This window comes from Leptospira bouyouniensis, from assembly GCF_004769525.1.
Classification (GTDB): domain Bacteria; phylum Spirochaetota; class Leptospiria; order Leptospirales; family Leptospiraceae; genus Leptospira_A; species Leptospira_A bouyouniensis.
In genome coordinates, this window is the sequence record NZ_RQFT01000007.1 from 405,141 (window position 1) to 430,246 (window position 25,106).

21 protein-coding genes and 1 tRNA gene are annotated in these 25,106 nt (G+C 37.3%); 11 read left to right on the forward strand and 11 right to left on the reverse strand.

The window, feature by feature from the left end; all coding sequences use genetic code 11:
• Positions 1–86: 86 nt before the first annotated feature.
• A tRNA-Val gene (locus EHQ43_RS07985) sits at positions 87–159 on the reverse strand.
• A 103-nt stretch (positions 160–262) separates the two neighbouring features.
• Complete coding sequence (gene rpsT / locus EHQ43_RS07990; RefSeq protein WP_100715767.1) at positions 263–538, reverse strand: 30S ribosomal protein S20; 276 nt, start codon at positions 536–538, stop codon at positions 263–265.
• A gap of 120 nt (positions 539–658) precedes the next feature.
• Here rpsT and EHQ43_RS07995 point away from each other — a divergent pair, with 120 nt between their 5' ends.
• The 4 genes from EHQ43_RS07995 to EHQ43_RS08010 are packed head-to-tail and all read left to right on the forward strand — an operon-like array spanning position 659 to position 4,415.
• Positions 659–943 (forward strand): hypothetical protein, encoded by a 285-nt coding sequence (locus tag EHQ43_RS07995; RefSeq protein ID WP_135740956.1) that lies wholly within the window; start codon positions 659–661, stop codon positions 941–943.
• Positions 940–2,079, forward strand: coding sequence for an LIC_10450 family protein (locus EHQ43_RS08000; RefSeq protein WP_135740955.1), 1,140 nt, complete (start codon positions 940–942; stop codon positions 2,077–2,079). Before EHQ43_RS07995 ends, EHQ43_RS08000 begins: the two co-directional genes overlap by 4 nt.
• A complete protein-coding gene (locus EHQ43_RS08005; protein WP_135770661.1) occupies positions 2,076–2,870 on the forward strand; it encodes a hypothetical protein in 795 nt (264 codons plus the stop codon). Before EHQ43_RS08000 ends, EHQ43_RS08005 begins: the two co-directional genes overlap by 4 nt.
• A gap of 15 nt (positions 2,871–2,885) precedes the next feature.
• Positions 2,886–4,415 (forward strand): thiolase C-terminal domain-containing protein, encoded by a 1,530-nt coding sequence (locus tag EHQ43_RS08010; protein WP_135770663.1) that lies wholly within the window; start codon positions 2,886–2,888, stop codon positions 4,413–4,415.
• Positions 4,416–4,527: 112 nt separating this feature from the next.
• Here EHQ43_RS08010 and pheS read toward each other — a convergent pair whose 3' ends face one another.
• Genes pheS through EHQ43_RS08045 form a run of 7 tightly spaced genes read right to left on the reverse strand, consistent with a single transcriptional unit; the run spans position 4,528 to position 12,159 of the window.
• The gene (pheS, locus tag EHQ43_RS08015; protein WP_135770665.1) at positions 4,528–5,553 is read right to left on the reverse strand and encodes a phenylalanine--tRNA ligase subunit alpha; all 1,026 of its coding nucleotides are present in this window, start codon (positions 5,551–5,553) and stop codon (positions 4,528–4,530) included.
• On the reverse strand, positions 5,550–6,944 hold the full coding sequence (locus tag EHQ43_RS08020; RefSeq protein WP_135740951.1) for a UDP-N-acetylmuramate--L-alanine ligase: 1,395 nt from the start codon (positions 6,942–6,944) through the stop codon (positions 5,550–5,552). Before EHQ43_RS08020 ends, pheS begins: the two co-directional genes overlap by 4 nt.
• Entirely contained in the window at positions 6,941–7,555 is a 615-nt protein-coding gene (locus EHQ43_RS08025) for a hypothetical protein (RefSeq protein ID WP_135770667.1), read from the reverse strand. The genes EHQ43_RS08020 and EHQ43_RS08025 overlap by 4 nt, the downstream gene beginning before the upstream one ends.
• 1 nt (position 7,556) lies before the next feature.
• Entirely contained in the window at positions 7,557–8,630 is a 1,074-nt protein-coding gene (locus tag EHQ43_RS08030) for a hypothetical protein (protein WP_135770669.1), read from the reverse strand.
• Entirely contained in the window at positions 8,627–10,498 is a 1,872-nt protein-coding gene (locus EHQ43_RS08035; RefSeq protein WP_135770671.1) for a motility-associated ABC transporter substrate-binding family protein, read from the reverse strand. The genes EHQ43_RS08030 and EHQ43_RS08035 overlap by 4 nt, the downstream gene beginning before the upstream one ends.
• A 3-nt stretch (positions 10,499–10,501) precedes the next feature.
• Positions 10,502–11,233 (reverse strand): ABC transporter permease, encoded by a 732-nt coding sequence (locus EHQ43_RS08040; protein ID WP_135740947.1) that lies wholly within the window; start codon positions 11,231–11,233, stop codon positions 10,502–10,504.
• On the reverse strand, positions 11,230–12,159 hold the full coding sequence (locus EHQ43_RS08045) for an ABC transporter ATP-binding protein (RefSeq protein ID WP_135740946.1): 930 nt from the start codon (positions 12,157–12,159) through the stop codon (positions 11,230–11,232). The genes EHQ43_RS08040 and EHQ43_RS08045 overlap by 4 nt, the downstream gene beginning before the upstream one ends.
• A 32-nt stretch (positions 12,160–12,191) precedes the next feature.
• Between EHQ43_RS08045 and EHQ43_RS08050 the strand changes: the two genes are divergently transcribed.
• Together EHQ43_RS08050 and EHQ43_RS08055 are read left to right on the forward strand one after the other, a co-directional pair.
• The gene (locus EHQ43_RS08050; RefSeq protein ID WP_135740945.1) at positions 12,192–13,706 is read left to right on the forward strand and encodes a PAS domain-containing sensor histidine kinase; all 1,515 of its coding nucleotides are present in this window, start codon (positions 12,192–12,194) and stop codon (positions 13,704–13,706) included.
• Positions 13,703–14,095: a response regulator gene (locus tag EHQ43_RS08055; protein ID WP_135740944.1), complete on the forward strand. Its 393-nt coding sequence runs from the start codon at positions 13,703–13,705 to the stop codon at positions 14,093–14,095. Before EHQ43_RS08050 ends, EHQ43_RS08055 begins: the two co-directional genes overlap by 4 nt.
• A 14-nt stretch (positions 14,096–14,109) precedes the next feature.
• On the opposite strand, the gene EHQ43_RS08060 is transcribed toward EHQ43_RS08055, so the two are convergent.
• Complete coding sequence (locus tag EHQ43_RS08060; RefSeq protein WP_167481759.1) at positions 14,110–15,111, reverse strand: adenosine kinase; 1,002 nt, start codon at positions 15,109–15,111, stop codon at positions 14,110–14,112.
• An 84-nt stretch (positions 15,112–15,195) separates the two neighbouring features.
• Between EHQ43_RS08060 and EHQ43_RS08065 the strand changes: the two genes are divergently transcribed.
• The 5 genes from EHQ43_RS08065 to EHQ43_RS08085 are packed head-to-tail and all read left to right on the forward strand — an operon-like array spanning position 15,196 to position 22,608.
• Positions 15,196–17,274 (forward strand): TonB-dependent receptor plug domain-containing protein, encoded by a 2,079-nt coding sequence (locus EHQ43_RS08065; protein ID WP_135770673.1) that lies wholly within the window; start codon positions 15,196–15,198, stop codon positions 17,272–17,274.
• On the forward strand, positions 17,274–18,473 hold the full coding sequence (locus EHQ43_RS08070) for a hypothetical protein (RefSeq protein WP_135770675.1): 1,200 nt from the start codon (positions 17,274–17,276) through the stop codon (positions 18,471–18,473). The genes EHQ43_RS08065 and EHQ43_RS08070 overlap by 1 nt, the downstream gene beginning before the upstream one ends.
• A 35-nt stretch (positions 18,474–18,508) precedes the next feature.
• Positions 18,509–20,161 carry a 2,3-bisphosphoglycerate-independent phosphoglycerate mutase gene (gene gpmI / locus EHQ43_RS08075; RefSeq protein ID WP_135740941.1) on the forward strand — a complete coding sequence of 551 codons (1,653 nt, stop codon included), beginning with the start codon at positions 18,509–18,511 and terminating at the stop codon, positions 20,159–20,161.
• 15 nt (positions 20,162–20,176) lie between these two features.
• A complete protein-coding gene (locus EHQ43_RS08080; RefSeq protein WP_135740940.1) occupies positions 20,177–22,225 on the forward strand; it encodes a serine hydrolase domain-containing protein in 2,049 nt (682 codons plus the stop codon).
• Between the two features lie 44 nt (positions 22,226–22,269).
• Complete coding sequence (locus EHQ43_RS08085) at positions 22,270–22,608, forward strand: STAS domain-containing protein (protein ID WP_135740939.1); 339 nt, start codon at positions 22,270–22,272, stop codon at positions 22,606–22,608.
• Between the two features lie 39 nt (positions 22,609–22,647).
• Here the strand turns inward: EHQ43_RS08085 and EHQ43_RS08090 are convergent, their stop codons facing one another.
• A complete protein-coding gene (locus EHQ43_RS08090) occupies positions 22,648–25,044 on the reverse strand; it encodes a SpoIIE family protein phosphatase (RefSeq protein WP_135770677.1) in 2,397 nt (798 codons plus the stop codon).
• Positions 25,045–25,106: the final 62 nt, after the last annotated feature.

Here is a 25,106-nt window from a genome sequence, read left to right on the forward strand (position 1 = left end):
TGGATTCACACTGTAAGTCTATCTTTTTGCTTTATGTGAAGTATCAGCGAAGTGGAAATAAAAAATAGATTTGAAGTAAAACGGTTTGGGCGATGACAGGATTGAACTGCCGACCCGCTGCTTGTAAGGCAGCTGCTCTCCCAGCTGAGCTAATCGCCCGTTGTTATGACCAGTAAACTAAGGCAAAGAAATCTGTAAATTAGAAATAGAAATAAAAAAGGCCACACATGGTGGCCTCATTCCAAGGTGCTAAAAGCAATTGTTAGGCGGCTTTTGCTTCAATCGAATTGATACGAAGTGCCATACGTGATTTTTTACGATCCGCATTTTTTTTGTGGATGAGTTTTGTTTTCGCAGCTCGGTCCAATTTAGAAGAAAGTTTAGAAAATACAGAAAGTGCTTCGGTTTTGTCGCCAGATTTGATGGCTTTAATGAGAAGACGAGCGTAAGTGCGTAACTCACTTCGGTCTTCGCCATTTCGCTCTTTTCTACGAGCGGTTCTACGGATGTCTTTTTTAGATGATTTTAAATTAGCCAAGGAATGTCCCCTATGAGGAATTTTTACTTATCTTTTGAGTACCACTCTGCCGGTCAAGGCGAAAGAGAAAAAAATAAGAACCAAAATTAAGGCTTTTGACCCAACTGATGGGAGCAAACGATGTTTTCAGCACTGATTTGGATCGATTCCGAACTCTATGAAATTTTGAAACAACGCCATTTAGACCTTGGTCTTGTCATAAAAATGGCTATCTTATCCTTAAAACTAGAGGGATTGGAACCTGGATCCTATCCAAAAGGAGAGTTTGGCCATTATGAAAGGTTGGAACTTTCTCGTTATGATTTTTTTACGTTAAGTTTGATTTCAAGGGAGAAGGAAGTTGACCCAAACGTATTACTCTCATATGCTTTCACAGAAGCTTTGTTGGAAATTTTGCGACTGTGACCCCTGATAAATCAAAATATCACTATATAAAAATTGATTCGATCGACGAGATCGACCCCATCAAATTATCCATTTCGCAAATCCAACAGCGGTATATCGACAAGGATAACAACCGTTATGCCCTAAGGTTTAACAAAGAAATCCGTAGAATTGAGATTTTAAAACTAGTGGGCAATCATTTTGAGATTGTCCCCCACCACCAGACATCGACTTCAAAAGAAGAAATCAATGCAAGAGAAACAAAGTCCCCAAATATACAAAGCCCTCCTCCCATCATTTCAGAAGATCTTAGGTCCAATCCCATTTTAGGGAAATTAATTTCGGCCCAAGAACCAAAATCCACTATTCATTCTGAAACTTCGGCAAGTCCCATGGAGATTCCCAAAGAAAAACATACTCCCGTTGTGGAAGAAAATCTTATGAGGGAAGATGTGGACTTGGATATTTTCGAAGGTGAAGAACCTCCTAAGCCAGAAGAGCCACTTTCTCATGAAGGTTTACTCAATACACCAGAACCTCCTAAACCTGAAGAGTTCGAAGACCACTCACAAATTACGGCAAATACTCGACTGGAAGAAGGAACAGGAGAAAAAACAGCACAGCAGAGGATTGATGATTTTTTAAAAATCATTGCAACTTATAGAGAAAGGATAACTGCCATCATTCGTAACCTTCAATCCTCTCGGATTTTTGAACTTACGGGGGATCCATCCGAAAACAAAAATATTGTGGGTAATTTTTCAAGAGAAATCGATGCAACTGTTTTTGAAGCCATTGATAAAATGATCGATCTTCATAAAGAAATGACATCATATCCTCGTCCAATCACATATTATATATCCAAAGCACCTGTGGAAAAAAGAGAAGAGATGAAACTCATCGAGTCAGACAAAGAAAAGTTAAACAACTTACATTTGTTCGAAATGCAAAGGCATACCGATGCGATCATTAAAGATCTAAAAAAATTGAGTTTGCAGTTATTGAATATATTGAATATCAAAAATGAAATTCAAGTCAAACAATTACAGTACGCAAACCAATTGATGTTTGTGGATGCAAAGAATGCCTCACTATATTTTGCACAAGACTTAGATAAAACCATTTTGGAAATTGAAAACTGGAAACAATCGAAATGAAAGAACTGTCGGAAGCAGAAACAAAAGCAATATTAGAAAAAATTCGATCTGAATATAGAGAACACGGAAAACTCAATCCAAAAGCATTCGACCAAACAGGATTTGAACAAAGGTATCTTCAAGTATTAAAACTAAGAGGCAACATTACAAAATTTCTTACAGAAGAAGTTACGTTTTTAGAGCAACTCAAATCGAAGTTCCAAGAACTTGCTGCGAGAAAAGAAGCAGCAAAAGCCCAAACACTCAACCGGATTATGGATGAATCGATTGAGAAATTGGCAAATTACAAAAAGGTAGATTTCCATCCATTGGCAAAAGTAGAAACTCGATACTTTTATGGTGCCATGTTGGATTTTACGGAAATGGAACTTCCTGTTCTCATTTATATTTTCAAAGGTACTCCCGAATATTCCTACTTACAAGATGCAGTTTTGCAAGTGGAAAGAATTGGGCTCACCCGACGTGGTCTTCCATCCATTAAAATGCAAGAGTTCATGAAAACTTTGTTAGATGCCAATGGCAATGCCATTGTGATTGAAAAAGCCTCACAAAATTTATTAAAAGATGGTTGTATCGCTTTAAAAAACATCATCGTGGCCGTACAAGATCTAACAGCAAAAAATAGAATTAACCCAGATATGATTGTCCAAGTAAACCAAAAAGAATATCCCAATTCTTTTAATGCTTACAACGGGAAAAAGTTTGGAGAATGTTTAAATCGGATCACTGAACGATGCAAACAAATCATACAAGATTTTCGAATGAATGCGTTGATGAATATCGAAGGTTGATTCAAATGTGGCTTCATGGACCCTATTTTACTTGGTGTCAGCGACACAATTGAATCAGAATTTGATGCTGAGGTTTATAAAAACCTCAGCCCTTTAGAAAAATACCATTCTTTACTTTTTAACTCTGTCGATAAACTGTTTGGATTCCTCGGAACTAACAGAGAAACACTCAAACCCTACCTTACTGATTTTGTTTCCGTTGAAGCACAGTCACTTGGCAGAGAGGGATATGGTTTTACGATCAAAGATGCAAATGATATGGGATTTGGTGGCCTTGCCTGCCATACAGTAGACCTTGGTGGAGCCAGTGTGGGTGGAGCCATTGCACAAGCCCATACCATTGTCAAAGCCAATCCTTATGCGGTGGTGCTTGTTGCCGCAGCCGATATTCCCAAATCCGTATTCAAACAAGTCTCTGACTTAAAACGACTCACGGCAACAGTTTGCCATAAGGATTGGGAGATGCCTTATGGAGCAACCCTCATTGGTCTCTACTCCTTGTTATGTGAACGAATGATGTTTGATACAGGTGTGACAAGTGATGATTTAGAAGTGATTACAAAACACTTCCGAACCCTTGCCGAAACCAATCCCCGTGCCTTCCAATACCAAAAACCAATGGTGGAGAAACAATTACAAAAACCTTTATCTGGTGTGTATAGCACTCCCATGATTGCCATTGTCACTGACCATGGATTCGCAACCCTCATCACATCAGAGTTCATGAAACAGAAGTTAATTGATAAAAAAGTGATTAAGGCTGATGCCAAACACATTTATGTGATTGGTTCGGGTCACAGTGCCCATGCCGAATACCTCATCCAAAAAAAGGATTTAAAAAGCCCTGCAGGTCTTGCTTGTGAAAGGGCCGTCGCGTCGAGTGGGATCAGTCGGTCAGAAATTGACTATGCTTGGATTTACGATTGTTTTACTGGGATGGTCATTCATGAGGCTTCGTTGTATTTTGGAGTCTCGCCGAAAGATACCGCAAATGCACTTCGGAATGGAAAGATCTCCAATGGAACAAAAGAAATTCCAATCAATTTAGGCGGTGGGATTTTGAATTACCAAGCAGCGATGGCAATCTCTGGCGCAACTGGCCTTGTGGACATCGCAAGCCAATATGGACTTTCAGTTCATCCCATTCCCAAAGTATTGAGTGAACCACCTAAGGTGAGTTTGCTTGGAGGTAATGGTGGGATTGATAGCATCAATTCCGTGATCCTGTTTGCCAAAGACAAAACAGAAAGGGTCTCGAAAGAACCAATGGAATTAAAAGCATTGGAAGTGAATGTTCCCAGTCCGAAGGAAAAGGAAAAAGCCACCATACTTTCTGCGACAACGATTTACTTCAATCCGGGCGGAGAAAAAAAACCACCTTATCTGATTGTTTGTTCGACCAAAGAGAATGGAGAAATGGTTCTCACGAACCTATATAACAAAGAAGGAAAGGAGATTGTATCAAAAGAGGGATTGGAACTGGGAAAAACAAAAGTGGAGTTCCAACTCATTGATGGCAAAATCCAAGCAGTGGTTTTAGATTGAATCTGATGTAATTTAGAAAGTTATTGCCACCACCGAACTAGATGGTGGCGACTTGAGAATTATGGTTCTGAGAAAAAACCAACCATGAAACATGGTTGATCTGGCTTCTCACCTAAAACTGTTTTAAAAAACGTAAATTCCCTGATTGGAAATAACGGATGTCATGGATGCCGTAACGCATCATCACCAATCGGTCAAGGCCCAGTCCAAAGGCAAACCCTGTCCATGTTTTAGAATCAAGTCCAGCGGCTTCTAAGACATTGGGGTGAACGAGTCCACAAGGGAGAAGTTCGAGCCATCCCGATTGTTTGCATACACTACACCCATCTCCATTACAAACAAGACAATTGATATCCAGCTCAAAACCAGGTTCCACAAATGGGAAGTATCCTGGGCGGAGTCTTGTTTTGATTTCTTTACGGAACACTCGTGATAAAAGTGTTTCCATAGTATAAATCAAATGGGCAACCGAAATGTTTTCTCCTACGACCATTCCTTCGACTTGGTAGAAGGTATTTTCATGGGAGGCGTCCACTTCTTCGTACCGGAACACACGTCCTGGAGCAATGATGCGAAACGGTGGTTTTAGTTTTCGAAGAGCTCGCACTTGGATGGCGGATGTGTGAGTCCTAAGTAAATTGCCATCCACCGTATAAAACGTATCTTGCATATCACGTGCTGGGTGATCGTCCGTGAAGTTTAAAGCACCAAAATTGTTTTCATCTGTTTCGACTTCTGGACCATCCATCACAGAAAAACCCATTGAGGTGAAGATGTCTTCAATCTCGTATTGGATTTGCGAAATGGGATGCAAACTCCCTCTTTCTTTTTTGGGAAGTGGGCGAAGTGTATCAAAAAATTCTTTACCCAATTGGTTTTCGTAAAAACTTTCTTTGAGACTCGTTCGTTTGGTCTCCACCAAAGCTTCGAGTTTTGTTTGTGCTTCGTTTGCTTCTTTGCCAACAGTCTTTTTTTCTTCTACAGACAGGGAAGCAAGTCCCTTCAGAACAGAAGTGAGTTTTCCTTTTTTACCGAGAAATTGGTTTTTAAATGCATCTAACTCCTGTTCGTTGGTTGCAGAACTTAATACAGTTTCAGCTTCTTTGATTAAAGATGCGATTTCTTGCGATAGGCTCATAGTGACTCTCGTGTTTCAATTAAGGATTTTAGTTCCGAATAAATCCCACCAAACGCACCATTGGACATGGCAAGGATGATGAGTTTGTCTTTTTTGTATTTTGGTAAGATCTTTTTTAAAAGAGAAGGAATGTCTTTTGGTGTGGGAGCATAGATAGACTCTTTTTTGGTATTGGATTTAATATCCTTCACCAATTTTTTGACATTCAGACGAAGGGACTTACTCACTTTGTCTACTTGGTACACTTCAGTGACAATGCTCACATCACTTCCTTTGAAACATTTCGCAAAATCATCTTGAAACACATTTCGGTGTGAAGTCGCACTCCTTGGTTCAAAAAGAGAAATAATTTTGTAACCAGGATACGCTTCCTTATGTGCTTTGATGGTTTCTTGGATGGCAACGGGGTGATGGGCAAAGTCTTCCACAAGTAAACTTGTTTCAGAAACATATAGGTTTTCTTGCCTACGTTTCACACCAGGGAAGGATTCCACTGCTTCTAAAATTTCTTTTCGTTTTTGAGGAGCGATTTCCAAACAAACACGCACTGCCACTTCCACATTGCGATAATTATGCGACCCTATAAGAGAAGGTTTGATTTTAGATTTTGTGCGGATCTCAGTTAAAATTCCTTTTTCATATTTAAAAATGGAATTTTTATCACCCAATTCAAAGGATTCCACAGGTGCATGTTGGTAATCTTTTGTGATATCACTTAAATTTTTGGACCCTTTCCAATAAAAAACCTTTCCGCGACCGGGGACTAAGTTTAACAGCCGTTTGAACATGACTTTGATTGCATCCAAATTGGCAAAAATATCAGCATGGTCAAAGTCAAGTGCGTTCATCACAAGGTAATAAGGCCTATAGTGTAAAAACTTGGAACTTTTATCAAAGAAGGCGGAATCATATTCATCCCCTTCGATAACAAAATAATCACCATCACCAAGTGCAAATCCAGGAAATCCATCCTTACGGATTCCACCTACAAAAAGTCCGGGTCTTAGTCCAATCGATTCTAAAATCCAATGGGTGAGAAAAGTGGTAGTGGTTTTGCCATGAGTGCCTGAAATCACAATTGGTTTTTTCCCTTTGAGGAAAAAATGACCAATGGCTTCTGCCATACTCATATATTCAATCCCTGTGTTTAATACTTCTTCTACTTCTGGGTTCCCCCGTGATATTGCATTCCCAATGATCACAAGGTCAGCACCTTTCACATTCTCCTTACGATAACCAGACTTAGGTGAAAGTCCCCACTCTTCCAATTTATCTGACATTGGTGGGTATAGGTTTTGGTCTGAACCAGAAACATCATGTCCTTGCTGTTTGAGCATATATGCTAAATTGCCCATGGCAATCCCGCCAATCCCTACCAAAAATATCTTCAAAAGAGTACCGTCCTAATGAGGTTATAAAGGAATAAAGGAATCGAAAGTAGAACCAAAAAGAATAACACTACTTTCATTAAAAAAAACAAAAAATCAAAAGAACTCCAAACCCTGCGAATGGATAAATAAAAATACGATAAATGTAAAGAATATAGGAATCCAACAGCTAACATAAACAAGGGGATTGGAGCAGGAAAAATCCAAAAGATAGAAGTGGCTGTGAAAGCTAAAAAGGATATGATAAAGACATGTGGTTCAGGACCTTCCCAATCTTTTGTACGATCACGCATTTGGTGGTACATCCGAAAACTATCCACAAGCCGAACGACAAAATAGAATCCAAGGTAAAAAAAGAAAACAGTTCCAACCCCTTGGGTATACGTGAGTCTTGTTTCTTCTTCCACAAACGAAACTTTAAAAATCAGAATTTGGATACAATTGCCAATCAATTTGGCAATTGGTGCAAGTAACATAAGTTGCAGGTGGGCTAACCAAACATCACGCCCACCCAAATCTGCTTTGTGGTAATACGATTCAAAAGCAGACATTGGGGAATAAAATAAATCACGGATGAGTTGCATCCGTTGTGTGATTGTTGAAACTTTTTGCACCTTATTGGATTTTCTGGTTGGGGCGCTCGTATCGGGAAGCACTTTTCACTTTCATGACGGCATTCACTAAATTTTGGAATGATTCTTCTTTCATCCAAGTGACAGACTCTTCAAAATGAGGAGGGAATTGCCGTAAAACAGGACGCCATTTTCCAGATTCCGATTCCCAAACTGGATAAAGCGACAAACGGATTTTGTTCCCTCCAGATAAGGTCACATCAAGGATGGCTTCTGGGCTCAGTTTATCGGAGAAAATTGGAAACTTCGGAGCACCTGTTTCATCAGGATAAAATTCTACCTTTAAACCTTTCACAACAGATTCCCATTGATTTCCAACATCGGGAGGTAATACAATTCGTTCACCTGTTGTCCGACTCCAATCATTCACGAATACATTGTATTGGTTTTTTTTGGCTCTGTTTTCGGCATGAACTGAAATTCCTTGTCCAACAAATTTAAGTTCCTTGATGAAACCTTCGCTCACCGTCACATACATTTTTTCTCTAAAATTAGTCACTGGTGTTCGAAACTTTTCGATGATGTATTGGTAAGGAGCAATGATTTCCTTATTGATGAGTACGGCGATTCGACCTTCATCCGATCCTATTTTTTTACCAAATAACAATTGTTTGCTTAAATCAAAGGAAATATCTTTTCCATTTTCATCTGATAATGTTAAAGATGGGGAAGATTCTCCTAAACAATAGTTTTTTTGGATTTGATCGCTAGTCACTTCAATGAGTTTTGTTTTAAGAACACTGAGTTCTGAAAAACTATTTTTCACATTATAATTCCCTTCATAGGAAAGGGAATCCCCTTCCCTAAGGGTAGTGACAGTATACAGTGCGGGTTCATTCCAACCACGAGGAATTTTTCTGAAAACCATGGGTTGATCTGCAAAACTTGGGACCATATTTCCACACCAATCTTCTTTTGGAGGAAGATAACGTATGGATTTCCAATCTTCTTTCCAATAATTGGTTTCCGAAATGTTCTCCGGATGATCCTCAAGTAAATAAAATAAGAGGAACAAACCTAAAAAGGCTATTAGAACTAAACTGATTTTTTGTTTCATACTTCTATTAGTGAATGTTTACGTCTGGTATAAACAAAGTAAGATCCAACCGCTAAAATGAATCCTGGAAACAAAAATACTCCAATCAACCATGCAACTAACTTTTGATTGTCGGATAGCGATATTGTATCCACTTCTTCTTTTTTTAAAGGAATTTCTGCAACGATATTGTCTTGGAATAAACCTGTTATGGAAACTGTGGAAAATTGTGAGTTCATTACATAAGGAATGAACTGATCTGTAATCCAAGTTGTACCTGTGTGTAGAATGATTTTTCCCGACTTATCACCTGTCAGGGACATCGGTGATAAAACCACAGAAAGGATTTTACTTTCTTTTTTCTCAGTTGGATCCATTTTACCATTTTTGTTTTCATCTTGGTAAACATCATAACCTGATTCTAGTAAAGTTTCCGATTTCCAAACAAAAGGAGTTGGTGCATTTGTTTCGTTTTCCAGATAACCACTGTAAGGAAATAGAATCCCCATATCTTTTTTTTGCAAAAGATCAGTAAGTCTGTGGTCAGGAAAACGTTTTGCGATGATAAAACCTGGTTTTTCTTCTCGCTCAATGAGAGGAGTTGATTTAAATTTTAATCCGGCAGATTGTAATAACCAACTAAAATCTTCACTCCCTTTTGGCTCCATGGTGATCAGTATTTTTCCATTTTTCTCTAACACAAATTTGGTGAGTTCTTCTTTTGCTTCTTTGGAAAATGGAACCGTTGGTCCAAGGATAACTAGCATTTCAGCATCTTCAGGTAATTTGGAAGGCCAACCTTGAGCAAAACCGAGTTCAGCCACTTTGAAATTTAAAAATTGTAAGGACGAGACAAATCGATTCACTTGTTCGTTGGGTAATGCACGAAATGACACTCCATATCGCTCCCCATTGGCAACGGTGAAATATACTTTTTTTTGTTCCGTTGTCACGTTGAGTAAAGCACCAACTAACTTACGTTCCAAATCTTCTAAATCTTTTGGTTCTTTCGCGATCACTCTTTCTTCAGCAAATGGAGTCGTGGATGTCAATAGAGACTGTTTTTTAGAACGAACAAATATAGTTCCATTGGATACTTGACCGAAATCTTTCAATAAATCAACTTCTACATCGGCATTGATGAACTGAACCGTAATGTGCGAATTTTCTGATTTGATTTGGTCGAGTAAAATTTCGATATCTGGTCGTACTCGTGTTAAAGCAAAAGCCGCAAGTTTGTCACCATTGGCCGGGCCATCTGCTTCAAGAGGTCGTGGATAAAAGGCAGTAATCGTAACATCTTCAGAGATGGGTTTGATTAAATTTCTTGAAATTTGTGATAAAGAAAATTTACCCTGACTACTCAAATCAAAGTTATAGTTTCGTTTAATCGCAAAATAATTCACCGCCACAAGGATTGGCAAAACAAACAAAAATCCTAGAACCGCATTTTGTAATAAGGAACTTTTGGATTTTGCTAAATTACTTTGTGCTTCGAGCGAAGATTTACCTATCTCAAGTAAAATGATTTGTAATAAAAAAACCAAAGAAAAGAGGACCACACATAAAAGAAGGAACTCTCTGATTTTTGGAATCGAACTTACCTCTTCATTAAAACCTGCAACTGGTTTTAAATCTAAAAAATCACGGAGGACCGAAAGTAAAAATGCGGCGATCCCAAAAACGGCAGCAATATAACGATTTTGGTCTTCTTTACGAATCCCTTTTGAAAAAGCGCGGACAATCGTATCCGATGCCAAAAACAAAAACACAACTCCTAAAAAAATAATTTTTCTTTTAGGGTCCACCACCATTCCATCAAACAAGAAATAGGCGAACAAGGAAATTAAACTTACAAATGGCAAAATTCTATCAGCAGATAATAACATAATTTACCCTCTCCATCTCCTGGATTCCAAGACCTTCACGGTTAAGTACAAAAATAGGAAAGTTCCACTTAAGAAAAAAACAATTCCTGTCAAAGGTAACACACCTTTTGCAAAGGCAGCAAAGTGTGAAAAGATATGTAAATGGAATAAAACCTTTCTTGTGGTTGCTTGAAATAAATGAGAAAAATAACCAACGACCCAAAGTGTCAAAATAATGAGCACGGATATGAGGAGTGAAATCATTTGGTTTTTTCCAAGACTAGAACCAAACATACCTATGGTGAAGGTAAAAATTCCTAGTAAAAATACACCGATACTACCAGATGCCACCATATAAAAAGGTGCTTTCCAAAATGCATACAAAAGGAGTGGAAAAAGTCCATTGATAAAAATTGTTATGATGCCACAAACTGTCACACCAAACATAAATTTGCCGAAAACAATTTCTAAATCTGTGATAGGAGAGGTAAATAAAAGTTCAAGAGTTCCTTTATTCCTTTCTTCCACAATGGAACCCATCGAAATGATTACCATTGCAATCAATATGGTTGTCATAAAAGATATAAAAGTGATGTAGGTTGCTATTTCATAATTAGCAGTCCCATTAAAATTGAGGATCATCACAAACAATGCATTTAAGAATGCAGTGCCTCCAAGGACTAGTGGTCCCATATAGGTTCCGAAAAATAATCGTAATTCTTTTTTATAGATCCAAACAGCCGTTTGCCAGTTCATATTTTCTCCATAAAAATCTGCTCGAGTGATACTTCTTGTTTTTTTAATGATTCAATTTGAATCCCAGAAGACAATGCTTTTGAAAATAAGGATTCTTTGAATTGTTTTGGATTTGTTGTTCGCACTAAAAACATTTCTTCTTCTTTTCCAGTTCCCATTTCGGTAACAGTATCATTCCCAGAGAGAACTGTTTTCATAAATTGAACCAATTCCTCTTTCGGTTTGCCAGAAAGACCAACTTCCCAGCCTGCAAGTCGGTTCATCTCCTCTTCCAAACGAGAGAGAGAAAGTTCTTGTTTCAAACTCCCTTTGTGGATGAATAAAAATTTATCACAAGTTTTATAAATCTCAGTTAGGATATGACTTGAGATGAGGACTGTATGATTTCCCGCCAAACTTCGAATCAAACTTCGAATTTCGACAATTTGTTTTGGGTCAAGGCCTGAAATTGGTTCGTCCATGATCACTATTTCAGGATCACCTAGGATGGCTTGTGCAATTCCCACACGTTTGCGATAGCCAAGGGATAAAGTTCCGATGAGTTTATCTTTCACATGGATGAGATTTGTTTTTTCAATCACCTTTTCTATTTCCGAATTTAGTTTTGAGTCCTCAATTTTTTTAATGCGACCCACAAACTGAAGGTATTCGGATATTGTCATATCCTCATAGAGGGGCGGTGTTTCTGGTAAATAACCGATCTTTTGTTTTGCTTCTAAAGGAAAATCAAAGATGGACTTCCCGTCAATGGAGGCATCCCCTGCACTTGGGATTAAATACCCGGTGAGGATCCGGATGGTTGTGGTTTTTCCTGCACCATTCAGACCTAGTAGGCCCACGATCTCACCTTTCTCTAATTTAAAATTGAGCCCTGAGATGGCTCGTTTTTCGCCGTAAAATTTGGATAAATTGCTGACTTGTATCATAACTTTGGTTTAGTTTTCGTATACCTGCACCTATGAATGAATTTCTGGAAAAAATCAAAAGCTTTTTCAAGGATGAAGAGAGCTTTTTTGATGCAAAGCAACTTCTCGGCCAAAATTGGCACAATTTTGTCCCTCAATACTTTGATAAAATCCTAGAAACACGTACGAATGCGGTATATGTATTAGACAGAGACGGAAATTACACCTATGTCAATGCAAAAGCTGTGGAAATGGCCGGGAAATCCGCAGAAGAAATGTTAGGGCAAAACATTTGGAATTTATTTCCAGTACTAAAAACCATCGAATTTGGAACTCAATTATCTGAGGCCATTCAAGAAAAAAAAACCTTTCGATCTGAAGAAACTTACTTCGATACGTTGGGTTGGTACGATATGCAAGTTTTCCCACAAGAAAACTTTACGATCATCATTGCAACCGAAGTCACAAACGAAAAAAATGCAAAAGATGAATTTAGCCAAATCCTAACTAAAAACAAAACAATCCTTAATGCATTACCTGACTTATTATTTGGAATCCATAGAAATGGACAAACAATCAATCATAAAGAATTTCCAAATTTTACAGGTTGGGATTGTAAAAACAAAGAAACTAACCTTCGTTACTCTGATATATCCGAAATTTTTCCAAATGATAAATTAGAAGAAATCCAAACGATTTTACACCAAGTGATTGATTTGGGAATCACTAAAACAGTCGAATATTCAATCCACGATACTGATGGTGAAAAATATTTCGAAGCAAGGTTTATAAAAACGGGTGATGTAGATGCACTTGCGATCATTCGGAATATCACAGAACGAAAAAAAGCAGAAGCATTAAAAAATGAATTCATCAGTTTGGTGAGTCATGAGCTGAGAACTCCACTCACATCTATCAAAGGTTCAATTGATTTATTGCTTGCGGGAGTTGCAGGTGAACTGTCAAACCAAACCAAGTCTTTACTTAATATTTGCCGCAAGAACACACAAAGACTCGTTCGATTTGTGACTGACCTTCTCGATATCGAAGCTTTGGATTCAGGGAATATCAACTTTAAATTCAGAACCTATCAACTCAACGAAATCCTACAAACTTCTGTGGATGGGATGCGTACTTTTGCAGAACAGTATCATGTTCTATTGAATTTTGATTCTAACTTTCCTCAAACAAGCGTTTATGTAGATGAAGATCGTTTGAACCATTGTATCACGAATTTAATTTCGAATGCAGTGAAATATACTCCCAAGTATTCAGAAGTGTCCATCTCTGTCCAAACCGATGAAACAAAAACAAAAATTCTCATTAGAGACAATGGACCAGGCATTGATCCTAATTTTGCACCTAGGTTGTTTCATAGATTTGCACAAGGGGCTCCCCCAAAAGATAAACTTGTCGGAGGATCTGGGCTTGGACTTTCCATTACCAAGGGTTTTGTGGAAGCCATGAATGGTAAAATTTACTTTTTTTCTGATGAAGTTGGCACTGTTTTTACAATAGAATTACCAATTACAAAACCAGGGCAAATTCCCATTGGAATGAACCAATGAGTACCCCGATTCTAAAACATGTTTTGATAGTTGAAGATGAGGAAGATATTGTAGAGATCCTTCGAATTGCCCTTGCGTATAACTCTAGTTATGAAGTGAGTTTTGCGAAAACGGGACCGGAAGGATTACAAAAAGCAATCATCCTACAACCCGATTTGATCCTTTTGGATGTTCTGATGCCGGGTATGAATGGGATGGAACTGATTGAAGAACTCAAAATTTTTCCGGAAACCAAAAGGATCCCGGTTGCCTTTCTCACATCACGCGTGCTAAAGAATGAAATTTTGGAATACCAAAGAAGAGGAGGCATCGGTGTGATTGAAAAACCCTTTGCCCCTCTTGAAATCTCTGAAAAAATCCAAACCCTATGGGATGATTTTCACAAATAGTAAAACCTATTTATTTATTTGTCTTGGAACCCAGCTAAAATTTCATCCTGGCGTCCCATCAGTTTTACAGATAACCTTGGTCCCACCTCACAAACGATACGCGAGGCAACATAATTACCCCAACGTGCTGATTTTTGTGCCGAATACCCTTGTGTGAGTCCATACAAAACTCCGGCAGCAAAAGCATCACCTGCTCCCGTTGTATCAATTGGTTTTACAGGAAAACCAGGAACTAATGTTATTTTGCCATTTTCAGCAACATATGCACCATCTTTACCAGCAGTCATAAATACCAATGAACAGAGCTTAGATACATATTGTACGGCTTCTTCTGGTGTTTTTGCTCCACTTAAAGCGAGTCCTTCTTCTGTATTACAAAAAACTACATCAACGTATTCTTTTGTTAGATGGATGAATTCATCTCTGGAACGATTCACACAAAATGGATCACTATATGTAAAAGAAACTTTTACATTGTTTTCTTTTGCGATTTTCATCGTAAGTTCACTTGCTTTTTTAGTAGAATCTCCATCCCACAAATAACCTTCGACATACACATATTTACTTTTTTTTAAGTTTTCAAGATCAATATCATTTGGACCAAGAGATGTGGAGATCGCAAGATTGGTAAGCATCGTTCGTTCAGCATCAGGTGTTGTTAAGACAACACAAGTTCCAGTATGGCCCGATTTGTCAGGAGTGGTTTCAAATAAAACTCCTGCATCTTCCATATCTTTTTTATAAAACTCACCATAAGTATCGTGAGTGACTTTCCCAGTATAACAACAAGTCCCTCCAGAATTTGCAATCGCAATCATTGTATTGGCTGCACTTCCACCGGACCTAAGTTCTTTCTTCTCATCATGTAAATCAGCAAGAATTTGACCTTGTCTTGACTCATCGACTAAGGTCATTACACCTTTGGTGATACTTTGTTTTTCTAAAAAATTGGGATTGATAAAGGCAATGATATCTACCAGGGCGTTCCCTACGCCGAATACGTCGTAATGTTTCATGTGGACAATGCTTTTTTCCTTTAGGGAATTGACACTCAATTTTCCTATTCCAGTTTGGCAAGGTACCGAGAAAAAAACGACTTCATGGTTTCCAAATTCAATTTATTTTTCCTCATTTGTTTGTTCCTCGGGCCAAAACTATTACTCTCACAAGAAACATCAAAAAAAGAACCAGAAACAATCGAGATCAAAGCGAATGTCGATTCAGCTTCCAAAAATACCAATTTTAGTAAAAACCCAACTGGATTCCAAAAAGAAATCAATTTAGATTCATCTAACACAAGATATACGAGTTTGCCCGACATTCTCAACCGAGAAGCAGGTGTCAGAATTCGCCAATACGGCGGACTTGGTTCTTATTCAACACTTTCTCTTCGAGGAACCAATCCAAACCAATCGAAAATTTATTGGAATGGTGTTCCTATCAATAATTCATTAGGTGGCGAAATTAATTTAGCTGATTTACCCTTTGATAATTTAGAAAAAATAGAAATTTATAAATCGGGGACACCAGCTGGTTTTTCAGGATCTGCTATTGGAGGATCCATCAATCTTGTTTCGAAAATTAAGATTGAAAAACCAATCACCCGTGTGAATTTAATGGGAGGTAGTTTTAAAACAGCAAAAGCTACCGTTACACATATGGACCAATTCAAGTATGGTTCCTATTTTGTGCAGGCTCTACAAGAGACATCAGACCAAAATTTTACGTATCTCAACAACAAAGGTACTGTATTATTTAATACTTATGATGATACAATTGATGAAAGAAGGAATGCTCAGTTTCGAAAAACGGGTTTTACTGGAAATCTTGCGTTAGAACTAGGTAAAACCAAAGTCAATTTTTTGAATGATTATATCCACAGAAAACAAGGGTTACCTGGCCCAGGCAACAGGCAAACTACATCCGTAGGAAGAGTATTTAGCAAACTTTCTTCTGCTATTACAACAGAAACCAATGAGTTTTTATTCACTAACTTAACTTTAGAAACTAAAACGTATGGAAATTTTTCTAGAGATGATTTGTTCGATCCAAAATCTGAGTTTAGTTTTGGCACTCCCAATGCGTACACAAAAACAAATCAGTATGGATTTCAATTATCTCCCACATTATACTTGTTAGATTACTTTCAAGTTTTGCGTGCTTCCCTACAAACAGAACAAGAGTTTTTTACAAGATACGAAAAACGTGCCAATCATGAGACTGAAAGAAAAGAACCAAAAAAAAGAAGGGATACCCAAAGTTTTACATTCCAAGATGAAATTCGACTTTTTTCGAATCGTTTATTTCTTGTCCCACAAGTTCGGTTTGAAAGGTATACAGATCGATTTGGGAAGGATGAAACGAGCATTCGAAATCAATTGCTCGATCCTCTGAATGATGTTTTTTATGTAAGGCAGAATTTTATAAATCCAAGTTTTGGACTAAAAATTGTTTGGATCAAAAAAGAAAATTTGGAATTCGGAACACTTGCAAACATAAGTAAAGACTTTCGAATTCCTAGCTTTTTAGAGTTATTCGGAGAACGAGGTAGTATCGTTGGAAATACAAAATTAAAACCAGAACAAAGTCGTAACGGTGATATGGGTTTTTATCTTCATACAAAAATAGGTTCCAATTGGAAAATCCAGTCGGATATCGCCTACTTTCAAAAACGAATTTTTGATATGATTTTATTTTTACCGAATTCTCAATTCACCTTGAGACCAGAAAATGTGGACCAAGCATTCATTCGAGGTGCTGAAACAAGTCACAACATTATTTGGAACAAAGGTGTAAAATTTAACTTCAATTATACTTACCAAGATGCAAGAAATTACTCCGACTCACCAGCATTAAATGGTAAATATTTACCATTACGATCCAAAAGCCAAGGGAGTGCCTTACTTGCATTTTTTAATGAAACTTCGGAAATTGGAATCGAATATCAATACATTGGAGCCAATTACAGAGATCGTACGAATGAATATTTGGGATACTTACCTTCTCGCCAATTTTGGAATCTTTATATCCAATACTCAGCTTATAAAAACAAGGATACTGGAAATGAATTGATTTTGGGATTTGAAGTGAGAAACTTATCTGACAAACGAGTCGAAGATTTGGTGGGGTATCCACTACCAGGACGTAGTTACTATTTGACTGGGAGTTATCGTTTCTAATGGAAAAGTTATTAATTAAAAAACCACCAGTAAAGAAATGGACTGCAATTTTATCGTTTTTGTTTGTTTTCCAATGTAGCCAATTAGAAATCGAAAAACCAAATTTATTCCAATTCCTTTTTTTGTCATCCTCACCTACTTCCGTTGGAGTTGTCACATCTGATTTTGCCAGTGGTGGTCGATTCAAATCCTTTGAACCCAATTCGTTTACAACTTTTCCGACATCCATACCCATCCATTCTGATGCAGTCGGTCGTTATTCCAATGACCGAGTTTTTATCGTAAACCGATTGAATCGAGATTCCATTCAAGTGCTGAATCCACAATTCGGATTTATCACCGAACAAGAGTTTAGTGTTGGGCAAGGAAAAAATCCACAAGACATTGCTGTTTGGAATGATAAATACTTTATTAGTTTGTACAACGCAGATGAACTTGTCATTCATAGTCGGGCTTCAGGAGTTAAAATTGGTGCGGTATCATTTGTTTCCCTTAAAGAAACTTTCTCCACTTCAGGAATCCCTGACTCTTCGGTAGAAGCATCCTATATGATCCAAGATGGATCTAGTTTGTTTATTTTATTACAAAGATTAGATCGTAATGATGTGTCCGGTTATCTACCACCTAACTCTGATTCTTATTTGGTCGAAGTAGATATGGATTTAAACCAAATCAAAACTGTCTACACTTTACCATATAGAAACCCGAGTTCCAAAATCCAAAAGGTATTTTTATTCGGAGAACCTCATTTAGTATTTTCTTGTGTGGGGCGAGTTGGATTCATTTCACAAATCGATGCAGGGATCATTGCATTCCGTTTGAGCACTAGGCAATTTCATCCAGAAAGATTGTATGCGGAACAAATCGCTGGAGGGGATATCCTATCCTTTCAAATTAAAAATGATGATTTCGGATATGCATCAGTTTTGGATGCGGGATTTAATAAAACCATCCAAGTATTTCGCCCTAGGACGGGAGAAAAAATAGGAACCCTCTTACAAATACCAGGAAATATTGGGATTAGTTTATCGGGTTTGTTACTCACAAATGAAGGAAAACTACTCGTAGGTTCCACTGATTTTTCAAGGCCTGGAATTTATGTGTATGATACCAATATAGGAAATGTTTTGCTGAACCCTATTCCAAGTTCAGTTGAGTTGACACCATTCGATATCTTCCAGTTGCAAAATCTTCCATAATTTTCATAATGGAAAAAGATAGGGGAATCTAATTTATGTTAACTCTAAAAAAACATCCAAACGGTCCACTCGCCAAACAAGTTCTACTCATCGTATTAGATGGTGTGGGTTATACAGAAAAAGGATTCGAAAATGGAAATGCAGTAGCAAAATCCAATATGCCTGTTCTAAAAAGTCTTTGGAAAAACCATCCTACAGTTTTGTTAAAAGCACATGGAACTGCTGTCGGTATGCCAAGTGACGAGGATATGGGAAACTCGGAAGTGGGTCATAATGTATTAGGCTCTGGTCGAATTTTTGACCAAGGAGCAAAATTGGTTTCTCAATCCATCGATAGCGGAAGTTTATTTCGTGGTCCGATCTGGAAAAAGTTGATTTCTAATAGTATCACAAACCAATCAACCTTTCATTTTATTGGTCTTTTTTCCGATGGAAATGTCCATAGCCATATTGATCACCTTAAAGCACTTATAGACCATGCGATCAAAGAAAATATTAAAAAAATCAGATTGCATATACTACTTGATGGAAGAGATGTTCCCGAAAAATCAGCGTTAGACTATCTCATACCTTTCGAAACTTATTTAGAAAATTATCGGAAAGCCGGAATGGATATCTGCATTGCTTCAGGTGGAGGTAGGATGGAGTTAACCATGGATCGTTATGATGCGGATTGGTCTATGGTGGAAAGAGGTTGGAACCATCATGTGGAAGGGGAAGGAAGAATTTTTCCTTCAGCAAAAGAAGCAATCGAGACATTTCGTTCAGAAAATCCTTCAGTTATCGACCAATATTTACCTGGCTTTGTCATTGGAGATACAAATGGAAATCCTGTTGGAAAAATTTTAGACAAGGACTCTGTTGTTTTCTTTAACTTTCGAGGGGATAGATCCATTGAAATTTCAAGAGCCTTTACAGAAGAAAACCTGACAACATTTAACCGCAAACGATTTCCAAAAGTTGAATTTGCAGGAATGATGCAATATGATGGAGATTTATTCATCCCCAAACAATACTTAGTCGATCCTCCTGCAATTGACCGTACTATGGGAGAATATTTTGCCAATGAAGGGATTGCCCAGTATGCCCTCTCTGAAACTCAAAAGTTTGGGCATGTGACATTCTTTTGGAATGGAAACAAATCAGGATACTTTAACCAAAACTTAGAAACTTACGAGGAAGTAAAATCAGACATTATTCCATTTGACCAAAAGCCCGAGATGAAGGCAAAAGAAATCACTGATAATTTGGTATTGGCACTCACTTCCCATAAATACCCCTTTCTACGCGTCAACTATGCTAACGGAGATATGGTGGGCCATACAGGGAATATGGATGCAACTGTGAAAGGTTTAGAGTATTTGGATCTTTGCTTGGATCGAATCAAAAAAATATGTGATGAAACCAATACAGTTTTGTGTATCACTGCAGACCATGGAAATGCTGACGAAATGTACCAACTCGATAAAAAGGGAAATGCACAAACTGCAAAAGATGGAAAACCAGTTCCCAAAACAAGTCACACACTTAATCCCGTACAATTTGTACTTTATGACCCAAAAGGTAAAATAAAACTCAATACAAACATACAAGAAAAGGGACTTGCCAATGTGGCGGCAACGATGATGGATTTATTGGGTTTTGAAGCACCAGAAGGATACCATCCAAGTCTAATTGATAGAAAGTAAATTTTCTCGATTCTTATGACCAAATGGATATTAATCTGTCTTCTGTTCAGTGTTACATTCGCCAGCTGTTCAGAAGATGGGATCGGATCTTTTTCAGAGGAGACCAAAGAAAAAATCCGCAAAAAAATCAAACAGGAAGGTTTCCAAGGTGTAGTTCTAATCTCACAAGATGATACTGTTTTATTTCGCGAAACAATCTCTTCTGGTAAAAGAAGGAAACGCTCACAATTATATAAAAAACATAACTTTCCTTTGGGTGAGTCATCCAAATTATTCACAACATATTTAATCCATAAACTTGTAGAAGATCAAAAAATATCATTGGTAGATCCAGTCCAAAAACATTTAAAGTGGTTTCCCAATTCCAAAATTACCATCGAACATTTGTTACGACACACTTCTGGATTACCAAAAATCATTGAATTTATTCCAAATTTTGACTCTGAACGATCCAATCTAAAAAGGGATGATATCAAAAAAACCTTTTTAGATTCCAACATGAAACCAAATTTCGTTCCAGGAGAATACTGGAAATACAGTCGATTGGATTATTTATTTTTAGCTTATCTCATTGAATCCATCACCTCTAAATCTTATGCAACTGTAGTGAAGCATGAAATTTTCGAACCTTTAGGAATGAAAAATTCGCAAGTTGATGTGAGTGACATTCTCTTAGGAAATAGCGGGATATTAAGTACCCCTGAGGATTTACTTCTCTTTGTAGAAGCAATACGAAAAACAAAACATATATCAGCAAAATCGAAAGAATCTATCCTCAATAAAACCGTGTTAACCGATGCAATCACCGAAGATCCAATATCTTTTGGGGAAGGAGTTTATGTAGGTGATTATTTTTATTGGACTTATGGCAAAAAGAAAGGGATTTCCAACTTTATTTACCATGATTTAAAAAGTAGAATTTTTATAACAATCGTAAGTCCCTATGGTACGAGTAAAGGGGATCTTTCCTCTATCAAATCTACACTGACAGAAATCATCTTCAGTGCAAAAAAACTTAATCTTAAAAAGAAAACAACATCAACAAACGAAGTTTACATTGAAGATCTTATGAAAGAAGAGAAAGTTCCTTCACTTGGAATTGCTGTTTATAAAAATTACAACTTAAGTTGGAAAAAAATGTATGGAACAAAATCTCAACATACATTGTTTCGTGCTGGATCTCTTTCAAAAACAATGACTGCAACAGCAACTTTGAAATTGGTAGAACTTGGGCAATTGGATTTATATTCTAATTGGATTGGAAAACTAAAGCAGTACAAAGTGTCCGTTCCTAAAGGTAAAAAAAGAAGTTTGGTAAATTTGGATTTATTATTATCTCACACAAGTGGGTTAACAGAAAAAGGAAATTGGGATGACCCAATTAACTCTGGAAAAAAACACCTCAAAGATTTAAAAGATACCAATGCCACAAAAGGAAATGGATTAAAATTATATTATAAACCAGGTACAAAGTCTCGATATTCTGGAGGTGGTTTTAGTATTGTCCAAGAAATCCTAACAGAACGTACCGGAAAACCATTCCCAACTTTGATGGATGAAATAGTTTTTTTACCATTACAAATGAAACGCAGCACATTTAGGCAGAATCTAACAGATGCAGATGATCGTTGTTATGGTTATGATGAACTAGGAAAAATATTACCTGAAAAAAAATTCGTAACTCCCGAGTTATCATCGGGAGGCCTATGGACAACGCCAGAAGAGATTGGAACGGTTTTTATCGAGGTAGCGAAAGCCAAACAAGGCCGTTCTGACTTTTTAAACAAGGAATCTGCCGAATACTTACTCTCACCAAAAATGAGCGCTGCCAGTTTGACCGTCCATGCCCTCGTGGCACATGGATTTTTTTTGAATCGCACCGGGAGAACAGAGTATTTCTTCCATGGTGGTCATACAAAGGGACATAAGTCGCTCGCCATCTTCAATGCTGAAAAAGGTTATGGAGTGGTCATTATGACCAATTCAGAGAATGGTTCAAAACTCATATGGAGGATACTCCGGACCATTTCCGTGGATGAAAAATGGGATAAGTTTGTGAATTAAACTATTGACCAAATTTTTAAATTGGCTATTCTCTAAGCGATTCGATGGAATATACAGAATCTAAATCTAACGGAATTGTAGTCCTTAAATTGTTTGGCAACTTAGATATGTTAAATGCCGGCATTCTTAAAGAAAGGATCAAAGAATCTGCGTCCCAATCGGAACATTGTTTCATTTTTGATTTAGAAGGTGTCAGTTTTATCGACTCTTCTGGATTTGGGCTCATCATGTCCCTGAATGACAAACTAACAGAATTAGGTGGAGGATTGCGCATTGTGAACGTATCCAAAACCATCCGTCAAATTTTCCGTATCTCTAAAATTTCCTCCGTGATCCAAATTTTTGAATCGACTGAGGAAGCCATCCAATCATTTCACCCTTAATCCATTTCAAAAAAACCACCAAAGATTATGCACCTTTTGTTAGGTGACAGATGTAGTAACCATTTTTTTCCAAAAGTTTTTAAGTTTCAATAGTTTAGGGTTTTCCGGTGACATTTCTTGTAATGCAAGTAAAACTTCCTTAGAACGTTCAATGTCTCTTCGGTGCATCAGAATTTCTGCAAGCAAAAGTAAATTGTTAAAATTTTTAGGATCCCGATATCTCAACCTCTCTGCATAATCAGTCGCAAGGACAAAATCTCGTTTTTGTTTATGAGCAAATGCAATATAAAATAAAAAATCAGTATCACCTGGATTCAATTGTAAATATCGATTCGCAAGGGAAATTGCCTTTTCATAATCTTTTGATTTCATATAGAGTTTGGACAATTCTCTCAAACAATACAAATCATCTGGTTCAGATTCCAGTGCAATTTCTAATGCATAAATGGCATGATTCCACTCTCCATCGCGGTATGACTGAATTCCTTCACCTAACATTTTGTAGTATGTATTATTCTTTGATGATTCTTTGGCTGCGTGTGCGACTTCTTCTAAAAAGGAAATTCTCATCAAACTCAAATCATCAGTGAGTTCGCCAAAAAGTTGCATCACCTTACAAATTTCACCTAGTTCTCCACCACCATCTTTGACGTGGCGTAAAAACACAGTTTCATCATCATTGATCATTCGATTTCCACCGGAAACACCAACAAACAAATCATCTCTACCATCTGATCCAAGTATCAAAATGTCACCTGGTCGTAGTGGATAAATTTGGATTACAACTTCGTCTCCACTCATTTCAGTGAAACCAATCTTACGTAGAGAATGTTCATTTTCCAAGAAACTTGCATTGCCATCACGGTATAAAACAATCCATGGATGTTCGGCATTGATATAATATAAGGTTCCAGTTTCCTCGTCCACCAAACCTAAAATAGCCGACAACAGCATATGACCATCAAAACTGATAAACACATTATGAACTTCTTGGAAACATTCTTTTAACCAACGTTCAGGATGGCGGTCTTGCATATATCTTAGTTTTTGTGTACGAGTGATAATGGATTTAAATACAGTTCCCATCACCAGAGCACCACCTGCTCCCTGGATAGATTTACCCATAGCGTCCGCATTCAAAAATACAGTATATTTTTTACCCATTAGATAAATTGAATCAGAAACAGATAAATCCCCACCGATTTCCGACTGTTTGTTTCGAAATTGAAACTGTTTCATTTGTCTTTCAAAGATTTGTATCGAAACAGTTTCCGATTTTGCGAATGATCCTTTTAATGGTTTGATGAGTAATGATGTGAGAAAATAATCTCCATTTTGTTTTTCTTGCATCTTTTGCATTTCAGATAAGGTTTCATTCAGTTCCTTTGTCCTCTGGTCGACCATTTCTTCCAAATGGTTTTGGTGTTCTGCCAACTCTTCTTTCATTTCTACAAACACTCTACCCATTTGCCCAATTTCATCACTACGATGTGTAGGAAGAGTTTCAGGTTTCCATTGGTCTAAATCTACCATTGCAGTAGTTAAAAGTTTGATTGCTTCCACCATATCCCTTGAAAACAAAAATGAGATCAAAAAAATAACACCACATAATAGTAATGAGGCGACAACGAAAAAGGACCAAATTTTCCAAGTTTTGGATTCTACCTCGTTTTCATCTATCATCACATGAAATACAAGTTGTTTGACAGTTTGTGAACTCCCTGAATAAGGAATTTTCACTAAGTAATAAGGTTTGTTTTGAAAATGGAATCGTTGTTCTTCCAATAAAAAATTTGGATTTTCATTCATTACCATGCGGATCATATCAGAGCCAACAGTTTTCACTTTTCCATCTTGGAATATGGCTAGATGGATTCTGTTATCTTTGGAAATGGTTTTTGTAAAACTGTCATCAACAACCTGACCTATGAGTAATGTTCCTCGCCCAAATAATGGCGCTGCCAATCGAAACCCGAGTCCACTATGACCATCTTCCAAGGCTGCTGTTGCCTGGCCGTTCAATGCATTTTGAATGATGGGTTGGTTTTTTTTATCATCACCAAAATCCTTTGGTCTGTGAACTCGAAAGACAACTTTTCCCTGGTTGTCTCCTAGTTCAAAAATGGAAAGACCATAACGTTTTAAAATTTGTTGTAAATAAGGAAGTTCTTTTTGTAAAAGAGAACGGTCGCTGAGACCTCTTTCTAAAATTTCTCTCGTTCTTGCATTGAATGTAATTTCTTCTAATAATAATCTAAGTTTTTCTTCTTTAAACTCTAATTCCCTTTGAAAATTCCTAGATAAGTCTTCTGCCCGTTGAGTTTGAGGTATGTTCTTTACCGATTGCAGTAAATAGGCAAAACTAGTCGTGAGAGCAATTACAAGAAGAATTTGACTCACACTCAATATTAATAAGAATTTGTAACGTATGCTCATAGAAAACTACGTGAATCTTCTCAAATTTACGTTACAATCAAATGACATTCCTTTGAAGGAAA

What these genes read in the sequence shown, in the direction of transcription:
- EHQ43_RS07995 (WP_135740956.1), top strand. Translation starts at nt 659, where the DNA reads ATGTTTTCAGCACTGATTTGGATCGATTCCGAACTCTATGAAATTTTG.
- EHQ43_RS08005 (WP_135770661.1), top strand. Translation starts at nt 2,076, where the DNA reads ATGAAAGAACTGTCGGAAGCAGAAACAAAAGCAATATTAGAAAAAATT.
- EHQ43_RS08010 (WP_135770663.1), top strand. Translation starts at nt 2,886, where the DNA reads ATGGACCCTATTTTACTTGGTGTCAGCGACACAATTGAATCAGAATTT.
- pheS (WP_135770665.1), bottom strand. Translation starts at nt 5,553, where the DNA reads ATGAGCCTATCGCAAGAAATCGCATCTTTAATCAAAGAAGCTGAAACT.
- EHQ43_RS08030 (WP_135770669.1), bottom strand. Translation starts at nt 8,630, where the DNA reads ATGAAACAAAAAATCAGTTTAGTTCTAATAGCCTTTTTAGGTTTGTTC.
- EHQ43_RS08035 (WP_135770671.1), bottom strand. Translation starts at nt 10,498, where the DNA reads ATGTTATTATCTGCTGATAGAATTTTGCCATTTGTAAGTTTAATTTCC.
- EHQ43_RS08040 (WP_135740947.1), bottom strand. Translation starts at nt 11,233, where the DNA reads ATGAACTGGCAAACGGCTGTTTGGATCTATAAAAAAGAATTACGATTA.
- EHQ43_RS08045 (WP_135740946.1), bottom strand. Translation starts at nt 12,159, where the DNA reads ATGATACAAGTCAGCAATTTATCCAAATTTTACGGCGAAAAACGAGCC.
- EHQ43_RS08050 (WP_135740945.1), top strand. Translation starts at nt 12,192, where the DNA reads ATGAATGAATTTCTGGAAAAAATCAAAAGCTTTTTCAAGGATGAAGAG.
- EHQ43_RS08055 (WP_135740944.1), top strand. Translation starts at nt 13,703, where the DNA reads ATGAGTACCCCGATTCTAAAACATGTTTTGATAGTTGAAGATGAGGAA.
- EHQ43_RS08060 (WP_167481759.1), bottom strand. Translation starts at nt 15,111, where the DNA reads ATGAAACATTACGACGTATTCGGCGTAGGGAACGCCCTGGTAGATATC.
- EHQ43_RS08065 (WP_135770673.1), top strand. Translation starts at nt 15,196, where the DNA reads ATGGTTTCCAAATTCAATTTATTTTTCCTCATTTGTTTGTTCCTCGGG.
- EHQ43_RS08070 (WP_135770675.1), top strand. Translation starts at nt 17,274, where the DNA reads ATGGAAAAGTTATTAATTAAAAAACCACCAGTAAAGAAATGGACTGCA.
- gpmI (WP_135740941.1), top strand. Translation starts at nt 18,509, where the DNA reads ATGTTAACTCTAAAAAAACATCCAAACGGTCCACTCGCCAAACAAGTT.
- EHQ43_RS08080 (WP_135740940.1), top strand. Translation starts at nt 20,177, where the DNA reads ATGACCAAATGGATATTAATCTGTCTTCTGTTCAGTGTTACATTCGCC.
- EHQ43_RS08085 (WP_135740939.1), top strand. Translation starts at nt 22,270, where the DNA reads ATGGAATATACAGAATCTAAATCTAACGGAATTGTAGTCCTTAAATTG.
- EHQ43_RS08090 (WP_135770677.1), bottom strand. Translation starts at nt 25,044, where the DNA reads ATGAGCATACGTTACAAATTCTTATTAATATTGAGTGTGAGTCAAATT.